Origin of the sequence: Amycolatopsis sp. 3B14, assembly GCF_050958625.1 — a bacterium.
Classification (GTDB): Bacteria; Actinomycetota; Actinomycetes; order Mycobacteriales; family Pseudonocardiaceae; genus Amycolatopsis_E; species Amycolatopsis_E thermoflava.
Genome location: NZ_JBHZEN010000102.1, coordinates 21,687 through 29,977, shown reverse-complemented (window position 1 = coordinate 29,977; position 8,291 = coordinate 21,687). Strand labels below are relative to the sequence as shown.

Annotated in this window: 7 protein-coding genes; 6 read left to right on the top strand and 1 reads right to left on the bottom strand. The window is 71.2% G+C overall.

The genetic code is table 11. The features are described from left to right. Positions 1–280: 280 nt before the first annotated feature. Positions 281–1,093, bottom strand: a complete 813-nt coding sequence (locus tag ACCP09_RS38600; RefSeq protein WP_123683988.1) for a dienelactone hydrolase family protein — start codon at positions 1,091–1,093, stop codon at positions 281–283. 121 nt (positions 1,094–1,214) lie between these two features. Here ACCP09_RS38600 and glmS point away from each other — a divergent pair, with 121 nt between their 5' ends. From glmS to ACCP09_RS38570, 6 genes are all read left to right on the top strand, one after another. Then, on the top strand, positions 1,215–3,077 hold the full coding sequence (glmS, locus tag ACCP09_RS38595; protein ID WP_400980143.1) for a glutamine--fructose-6-phosphate transaminase (isomerizing): 1,863 nt from the start codon (positions 1,215–1,217) through the stop codon (positions 3,075–3,077). Between the two features lie 10 nt (positions 3,078–3,087). After that, positions 3,088–4,527, top strand: coding sequence for an NAD(P)H-hydrate dehydratase (locus tag ACCP09_RS38590; protein ID WP_433753960.1), 1,440 nt, complete (start codon positions 3,088–3,090; stop codon positions 4,525–4,527). Continuing rightward, positions 4,415–4,780: an NAD(P)H-hydrate dehydratase gene (locus tag ACCP09_RS38585; RefSeq protein WP_433753958.1), complete on the top strand. Its 366-nt coding sequence runs from the start codon at positions 4,415–4,417 to the stop codon at positions 4,778–4,780. The genes ACCP09_RS38590 and ACCP09_RS38585 overlap by 113 nt, the downstream gene beginning before the upstream one ends. A 290-nt stretch (positions 4,781–5,070) precedes the next feature. Then, a complete protein-coding gene (locus ACCP09_RS38580; RefSeq protein ID WP_433753956.1) occupies positions 5,071–6,531 on the top strand; it encodes an extracellular solute-binding protein in 1,461 nt (486 codons plus the stop codon). After that, complete coding sequence (locus ACCP09_RS38575) at positions 6,528–7,448, top strand: carbohydrate ABC transporter permease (protein WP_433753954.1); 921 nt, start codon at positions 6,528–6,530, stop codon at positions 7,446–7,448. The genes ACCP09_RS38580 and ACCP09_RS38575 overlap by 4 nt, the downstream gene beginning before the upstream one ends. Continuing rightward, positions 7,445–8,290, top strand: a complete 846-nt coding sequence (locus ACCP09_RS38570; RefSeq protein ID WP_123683984.1) for a carbohydrate ABC transporter permease — start codon at positions 7,445–7,447, stop codon at positions 8,288–8,290. Before ACCP09_RS38575 ends, ACCP09_RS38570 begins: the two co-directional genes overlap by 4 nt. The last annotated feature ends 1 nt before the right edge of the window (position 8,291 follow it).

Sequence of the window (8,291 nt, the reverse complement as noted above, 5' to 3'; positions counted from 1 at the left end):
CGCTGCGGCGCGACGGCACTCGGTGCTGCGCAGGCTGGCGCTGTGGCGCGACGGCACTCGGTGCTGTGCAGGCTGGCGTTCGGTGCAAGGTAGGCACACGCAGTGCCGCCCAGGCCGGTGCTGGGTGCAAGGCAACTGAGCGCCGGTGCGCCGGCCGGCGACGGAACTGCCCGGCGGTGCCCCGGCCATCGCACGGCAAGTGGCTGCTGCGGCTGGCCACGCGCCGCGTGTCATGGCGCTGGATGTCGGCGTAGCCGTGCCGAGCCAGCCCACCGGCCAGCTACGCAGCCACCGGCAAAGCATCCCGCGAGAAGTCGATCCCGGCGCGCTTCACGTCCGTCTCCAGCAGCGGGCGGTACTTGTCCGTCCCCGTCAGATGCGTCAGGAAGAACGCCGCGAACAGGGCCCGCACCAGCACCTGTGTCCGGTGGTTCGGCTTCCCGTGCAGCAGGCGCTGGCTCCAGTGGCTGCCCTCGGTCAACGCCAGGTGGGTCGACTTGTCGACTTTCCGGTACTGGACCGGCCCGCCCCAGGCCTTGGCTATCGACTCGGCGTTGCCGCCCGCCGGGGCGACCAGGTCGCCGTCCGCGGCCAGGTGCAGCCCCGGCGCCGTCACCCGCACCGCGGCCGCGCTCGCCGACGGCAATGTCTGCGCCGCGGCGAACGTCGCCACCCCGCGCACCCCGCCCGAGGCCGCGGCGAGCACCGCCGATCCGCCGCCGGTCGAGTGGCCCGCCAGGCCCAGCCGGTCCCGGTCGACGCTGATCGCGTCCGGACCGAGCCGCACCCCGGTCACCACGTCGAGCGTCGTGCGCAGGTCCGCGGCCAGCAGGCGGTGCGACGGCAGCGGACCGAGCTGCGTCGCGGGCGCGGCGGCCACGATGCCCCAGCTCGCCAGATGCGCCAGCAGCCCGCGGTACCGCCCTGGCGGCTGCAACCAACCGTGCCCGAACGCCACCGCCGGCAGCCCGAGGCCGCTTCGTGGGGTGAACACCACACCGGGCAATCCGGCGAGCGCGAGGTTGCCCCGCAGCACGTCGTGCGGTCCCGCGTGCGACAGCTCTTCGAGCAGCTCCTTGGGCTTGCTGACCATGGTCGAGAGCTTAGGGCAGCCCGCCCCGGCACGGCCGCGCAACATCCTTCGGAAGCGCGGTTTCGCCGAGGTGGAGATGAGCCGGGGGAGCGCAACCCGTATCCCTCGTTAGGCTGGTGGTGTGTGCGGAATCGTGGGATATGTCGGTCACCGGCAGGCGCTGGACGTCGTGCTCGGCGGGCTGCGCCGGATGGAGTACCGCGGGTATGACTCGGCCGGGGTGGCCGTGCTGGACGGCGCCGGCGCGCTGACCGTCGAACGCAAGGCGGGTCGCCTGGCCAACCTGGAGGGCGCGCTCTCCGAACACGGCCTCGACCGGTTCGCGGGCACCGCGGGCATGGGCCACACCCGCTGGGCGACCCACGGCGCGCCCATCGACCGCAACTCGCACCCGCACCAGGACGCCTCGCAGCGCGTCGCGGTCGTGCACAACGGCATCATCGAGAACTTCGCCGCCCTCCGGGCCGAGCTGGAGGCCGACGGTGTCGAGATGACCAGCGACACCGACACCGAGACCGCGGCCCACCTGGTGGCCCGCGCCTACGCCGACGGCCCCACCGCCGGTGACCTTCCCGCCAGCGTCCGGGCCGTGTGCCGCCGCCTCGAAGGCGCGTTCACCCTGGTCGTCACCCACGCCGACCAGCCGGACATGATCGTCGCCGCGCGGCGGTCGTCGCCGCTGGTCGTCGGCGTCGGCGAGGGCGAGCACTTCGTCGCCTCCGACGTGTCGGCCTTCATCGAGCACACCCGCGAGGCTGTCGAGCTGGGCCAGGACCAGGTTGTCGTCATCAGCCGCGACGGCTACGACATCTCCGACTTCGCCGGCGAGCCCGCGCAGGGCAAGCCGTTCACGGTCAACTGGGACCTCTCGGCCGCAGAGAAGGGCGGCCACGAGTACTTCATGCTCAAGGAGATCGAGGAGCAGCCGGAGGCGCTGGCGAACACGCTGCGCGGGCACTTCGACCGCGGCCGCATCATCCTCGACGAGCAGCGCCTGTCCGACCAGGACCTGCGTGAGGTGGACAAGGTGTTCGTGGTGGCCTGCGGCTCGGCCTACCACTCCGGCTTGGTCGCCAAGTACGCGATCGAGCACTGGTGCCGCCTGCCGGTCGAGGTCGAGCTGGCCAGCGAGTTCCGCTACCGCGACCCGGTGCTGGACCGGGACACCCTGGTCGTCGCCGTGTCGCAGTCCGGGGAGACCGCCGACACGCTCGAAGCGATCCGCCACGCCCGCGACCAGAAGGCGCGCGTGCTGGCCGTCTGCAACACCAACGGCGCGCAGATCCCGCGCGAGTCCGACGCCGTGCTCTACACGCACGCCGGGCCGGAGGTCGGGGTCGCGGCGACGAAGACGTTCCTGTCGCAGATCGCGGCGAACTACCTCGTCGGCCTCGCGCTGGCGCAGGCCCGCGGCACCAAGTACCCGGACGAGGTGGCGCGCGAGTTCGCCGAGCTGGAGGCCATGCCCGCCGCCGTCCAGAAGGTGCTGTCCACTGTGGACCAGGTTCGCGAGCTGAGTCGGGACATCGCCGACTCGAAGGCCGTGCTGTTCCTGGGCAGGCACGTCGGCTACCCGGTCGCCCTGGAGGGCGCGCTCAAGCTCAAGGAGTTGGCGTACATGCACGCCGAGGCGTTCGCCGCCGGTGAGCTGAAGCACGGCCCGATCGCGCTGATCGAGGAGGGCCTGCCGGTCGTCGTCGTGATGCCGTCGCCGAAGGGCCGCGCGGTGCTGCACGCCAAGCTGGTGTCGAACATCAGCGAGATCCAGGCCCGCGGCGCGCGCACGATCGTCATCGCCGAGGAGGGCGACGACACGGTGCGCCCGTTCGCCGACGAGCTGATCGAGGTCCCGGCGGTGCCGACGCTGCTGCAGCCGCTGGTCTCGACCGTGCCGCTGCAGGTGCTCTCGGCCGAGATCGCTCGCTCGCGTGGATACGACGTGGACAAGCCGCGCAACCTGGCGAAGTCGGTCACTGTCGAGTAGACAAGGCCGCGTGCAAGGCATCTGGAAGACAGACCGGATCCGCGCGGCCGAAGACCGGCTGCTGGCCGTCACGCCGGAAGGCGCGTTGATGCACAAGGCCGCGTTCGCGGTCGCCGTGCACGCGGCCGAGATGCTGGCCGAGCACACCGGGCGGGTGTCCGGGCGCCGCGTCGCGCTGCTCGTCGGCGCGGGCAACAACGGCGGTGACGCGTTGTGGGCCGGTGCGTTCCTGCGCCGCCGCAATGTGAGCGTCACCGCGATCCTGCTCAAGCCCGAGAAGGCGCACGCCGCCGGTCTCGCCGCGTTGCGCCGGGCGAAGGGCCGGGTGGTCATCGCCGAGGACGGTCCGGCCGTGCTCCAGGCCGCGGACCTGGTGATCGACGGGATCGTCGGCCTGTCCGCGCACGGCGGTCTGCGCCCGGACGCGGCCGCGTTGGTCGAGCACGTCCGCGCGCCGGTGCTGGCAGTCGACCTGCCCAGCGGCGTCGAGCCGGACACCGGTGTGGTGCCGGGCGACGCGGTCACGGCCACGCGGACGGTCACGTTCGGCGCGCGGAAGCCGGTGCACGTGCTCAACCCGTCGCGTTGCGGGCGGGTCGAGCTGGTCGACATCGGCCTCGAACTGGACGATCCGGACCTGTGGCAGCTGGACGCGGCCGACGTCGGGCGCGCGTGGCCGGTGCCGGGGCCGGAGGACAACAAGTACAGCCAGGGCGTGACGGGCGTCGCGGCCGGATCGGCGACCTACCCGGGCGCCGCGGTGCTCGCGACCGGCTCGGCGGTGCTGGCGACGTCCGGCATGGTGCGCTACGCCGGGCCGGCGGCCGACGTCGTGCGGTCGCGGTGGCCGGAGGTCGTGGCGACCGGTTCGGTGACCGACGCGGGCCGCGTGCAGGCGTGGGTGGTCGGGCCGGGGATCGGGACCGGCCGTGAGGGGCGCGAGGTGCTTGCCCACGTGCTTGGCGCGGGAGTCCCGGTGTGCGCGGACGCCGACGCGACCACGTTGATGGCGCACCGCCCGGACGTCCTGGACGCGCGCGACCCGGGCACGCCGCTGGTGCTGACCCCGCACGCGGGCGAGTTCGAACGGCTGATGGGCCGCCCGCCGGGCGAGGACCGCGTGGCGTCGGTGCGGGAGGCCGCGGCGAAGTACAACGCCGTGGTGCTGCTGAAGGGCAACGTGACGATCGTCGCCGCCCCGGACGGCCGGGTGCTGGTCAATGTCGCGCGTGGTTCTTGGTTGGCGACGGCTGGTTCCGGAGATGTGTTGTCGGGGTTGATCGGCTCGTTGTTGGCGGGTGGGTTGGAGCCGTGGCTGGCTGCTGGGTGTGCGGCGTATGTGCACTCGCTGGCGGGGGAGTTGGCGGCGCGTGGGGTGCCGGTGTCGGCTTCCGGGATCCTCACCGCGATTCCGGATGCGGTGCGGAGGGTGCGCGCCGGCGTGCTCTGACGCGGTCTGGGCGGGCACGGTCAATATGGCGCGTGGCTCGTGGTTGGCGACGGCTGGTTCCGGGGATGTGTTGTCGGGGTTGATCGGTTCGTTGCTGGCTGGTGGGTTGGAGCCGTGGCTGGCTGCTGGGTGTGCGGCGTATGTGCACTCGCTGGCGGGGGAGTTGGCGGCGCGTGGGGTGCCGGTCTCGGCTTCCGGGATCCTCACCGCGATTCCGGATGCGGTGCGGAGGGTGCGCGCCGGCGTGCTCTGACGCGGAGCGCGTGCTCGTGAGGGAGCGATCGGCGCGGCTCCGGGCGGAGGGGTGCTGTCCGGGTTGATCGGCTCGCTGCTCGCGAGGGCGGGCTCGTGGTGTGGTCGGCCGCCGGGACCCTCGCCGCGCTCCCGGATGCGGACCGTGCGCGCCAGCGCTCTCTGAATCCGAACGATCACCGAGAGTCTCCGACAGGAGAACTTGCCCATCAAGTTATCGAGTTATGTGTTAACAACTGCGAGATCCTCTGGTAAATAAGTGGGCGTCCCCACCAACTACGGAGGAACCCAATGACGGGAGCGCCCCCACGGGGCGTCGCGCGGCGGTCGGTGCTCAGGGGGGCACTGGCGGGCGGCGCGGCCCTCGCCACCGGCGGCCTGCTCGGCGCCTGCGGCGTCCGCCAGGACGCGCCGCGGATCGTCACCGACGACCGCTGGCGCCAGTTCGCAGGCGCCACGATCAACCTGATCTCCGAGAACACCGCCCCCACCGCGGCGATCGCGGCGAACCTCAAGCCGTTCACCGACCTGACCGGCATCAACGTCAACATCGTCACGCTGGAGCTGTCCGCCCTGGTCCAGAAGGTCGCGCTCGACCTGGCCGGCGGCGAGTCGCAGTACCACGTGATCTACGCCGACCCCTACCAGGTGCTCGCGCCCTACTCGAAGGGCCTGGTCGACCTGCGTGAACTCGCCGCGCAGCCCGGCCTGCCCGAGCTCACCGGCTGGGACGACTTCATCCCGACCCAGCTCGACGCGGCCGGCCGGTTCGGCGACCGGGACAAGATCTTCGCCGTCCCCTACGACTGCCCGACGATGATCTGGCAGTACCGCGCCGACCTGTTCGACAAGTACGGCGCCCGCATGGCCGACGATCTCGGCTTCGACCCGACCCCTGGCCTCGACCGCACCTGGGACGAGTACCTGCGGATCGCGCGGTGGTTCAACGACAACGCCGACGAGGTCGCCTATGGCACCGGCCACCAGGCGAAACAACACGACTCGCTGATGTGCGACTTCTCCAACGTGCTGTGGTCCTACGGCGGCGACTACTTCGACAACGGCACCGAGGTCGGCCTCTACGGCACCACCGACCCCGGCCCGTGCCGCCTCGGCAGCGACCAGGCCATCGCCGCCGCCGAGTTCTACCAGCGGCTCCTGTCGATCGCCGACCCGTCGTCGAAGACCTGGGACTGGAACGGCCTGGCCCCGGCGCTCAGCTCGGGCCGCATCGCGATGTGCGTCAACTGGCACGAGTACGCGGCGGCCAACGAGAAGGCCATGCCCGGCCGCTTCGGTTACGCCCCGCTGCCGCGCGGTCCGGTCCGCTCCGCCAACCACTACGGCGGCTGCGGCATCGGCATCAACGGCAACACCCAGCCCAACGAGCGCATGGCCGCCTGGCTGTTCGTGCTCTGGGCGACCTCGACGCAGACGCAGCTGGCCAACCTCAAGAGCGAGGCGGGCGGCGGCACCCCGACCCGGCAGTCCGTCTACGACCTGCCCGAGGTTCGCGCCGCCGAGCACCGGCCCTCCGCGATGCCGAACATCCTCGCCGCGCCCGCCGTGGCCACCGCGTGGCAGCCGGAGAACATCGGTCTGCGGCCGAAGATCCCGATGTGGAACGAGTGCGACACCGCCGTCTACACGCAACTGTCCAAAATGCTCGCCGGGGATTCCTCGCCCGCGGACACCATGCGCGGCGCGGCCACGAAGATCGACCGGATCACGGCACGGGGGTGGGCGGCATGACCACGACACTCGACGCGCCCGCCGAGGCGCCCGTCCGGAACGCCAAGGCACGCAAGCGGTTCGGCTTCCACGGCCTCATGATGACGCCGGGCATGGTCCTGCTCGCGCTGCTGTCGGTCATCCCGCTGGTCACGATCATCGCGATGAGCTTCTCGCGCGTGCACCTGCTCGGCGGGGTCGTGTTCGACAACGTCGGCCTGACCTACTGGGCGCGGCTGTTCGGCGACCTCGACCTGTGGGTGCAGTGGCTGCGCACCATCGCCTTCTTCGTGCTGACCGTCGGCCTGGAAATGGTGCTGGGCCTGGGATTCGCGCTGTGCCTGTGGAAGCTGGTGCGCGCCCGCAACCTGCTGCTGACGCTGTTCCTGCTGCCGATGTTCGTCGCGCCGGTGATCGTCGGCCTGCTGGGCCGGTTCCTCACCGACTCCACGTTCGGCCTCTACACGTGGCTGCTCGGCCTGGTCGGCTACCACGGCGACATCCTCGGCGGCGGCACGTCGGCGTTCCTGGCGGTGGTCGCGATGGACGTCTGGGAGTGGACGCCGCTGATCACGCTGGTCGTGCTCGCCGGCCTGACCGCGGTGCCGCAGAGCATCCGCGAGGCCGCGGCGCTGGACGGTGCGAACGGCTGGCAGAGCTTCCGGCACGTCCTGCTGCCCTCGATCTCCGGGGTGCTGCTGGTGGCGCTGCTGATCCGCTCGATGGACGCGATGCGCTACTTCGACATCATCAGCGTCACCACCAACGGCGGCCCCGCCGACGCGACCAAGACGGTGCCGATCCGGCTGTACGAAACGGCTTTCCGCTTCTTCGACCTCGGCTACGCCGCGGTGATCGGGCTCGTCATGCTCGTCGTGACGATCCTCATCGCGCGGGCGTTCGTCCGGGTACTGGACAGGAAGGGGCTGACCCGATGACGAGCGCCATCGACCGCACGCCGCTGCGCGCCCGGCTGGGCGTCCGCGCCGTGGTGATCGTCGGTCTGCTGTGGACACTGGTGCCGCTGGTGTGGATGGTGGCGTCCTCGTTCAAGTCCGATGTGGACGTCACAGCCGCGGAGCCGGAGTTCCTGTTCCAGCCCACGCTGGAGAACTACCGCAGCCTGTTCACCGGGGCCAACAACCTCGGCCCCTACATCTGGCACAGCGTGCTCGCGTCCGGGATCTCGTCGGTGCTCGCCGTGGCGATCGGCGCGCTGGCGGGCTACGGGCTCGCCGGCACCCGGATGCGGGCCAAGAAGCACGTCGCGTTCTGGATCATCTCGACCCGGATGGCGCCGATCGCCGTCGTGGTGCTGCCGCTGTTCCTGCTGTTCCGCGGCGCGAACCTGATCGACAGCATCCCCGGGCTGATCCTGGCGTACCTGACCTTCAACCTGCCGTTCGCGATCTGGCTGATGAGCGCGTTCTTCGCCGAGGTGCCGCCGTCGGTGGAGGAGTCGGCGCTGGTCGCGGGCTGCACGCGGTGGCAGGCGTTCTGGCACGTCGTGCTGCCGCTGACCAAGTCGGGCCTGGTGACCACCTTCGTGCTGTGCCTGGTGTTCTCCTGGAACGACTACGCGTTCGCGCTGGTGTTCAGCGGTCCGCACTCGCAGACCCTGCCGATCGCCGCCGACCAGCTCGTGACGCAGACGGGAATCGACTGGGGCCAGCTCACGGCCATCGGCACTATTGTGGTGTTGCCGATGATCGTGGCCGGTCTCGCCGTGCGCCGGTGGCTGGTCACCGGCCTGACGCTGGGAGCCGTGACAGGTGAGTGAA

Coding starts and splice junctions, on each gene's coding strand:
- ACCP09_RS38600 (WP_123683988.1), bottom strand. CDS start 1,093: ATGGTCAGCAAGCCCAAGGAGCTGCTCGAAGAGCTGTCGCACGCGGGA.
- ACCP09_RS38585 (WP_433753958.1), top strand. CDS start 4,415: ATGTGCACTCGCTGGCGGGGGAGTTGGCGGCGCGTGGGGTGCCGGTGT.
- ACCP09_RS38580 (WP_433753956.1), top strand. CDS start 5,071: ATGACGGGAGCGCCCCCACGGGGCGTCGCGCGGCGGTCGGTGCTCAGG.
- ACCP09_RS38575 (WP_433753954.1), top strand. CDS start 6,528: ATGACCACGACACTCGACGCGCCCGCCGAGGCGCCCGTCCGGAACGCC.
- ACCP09_RS38570 (WP_123683984.1), top strand. CDS start 7,445: ATGACGAGCGCCATCGACCGCACGCCGCTGCGCGCCCGGCTGGGCGTC.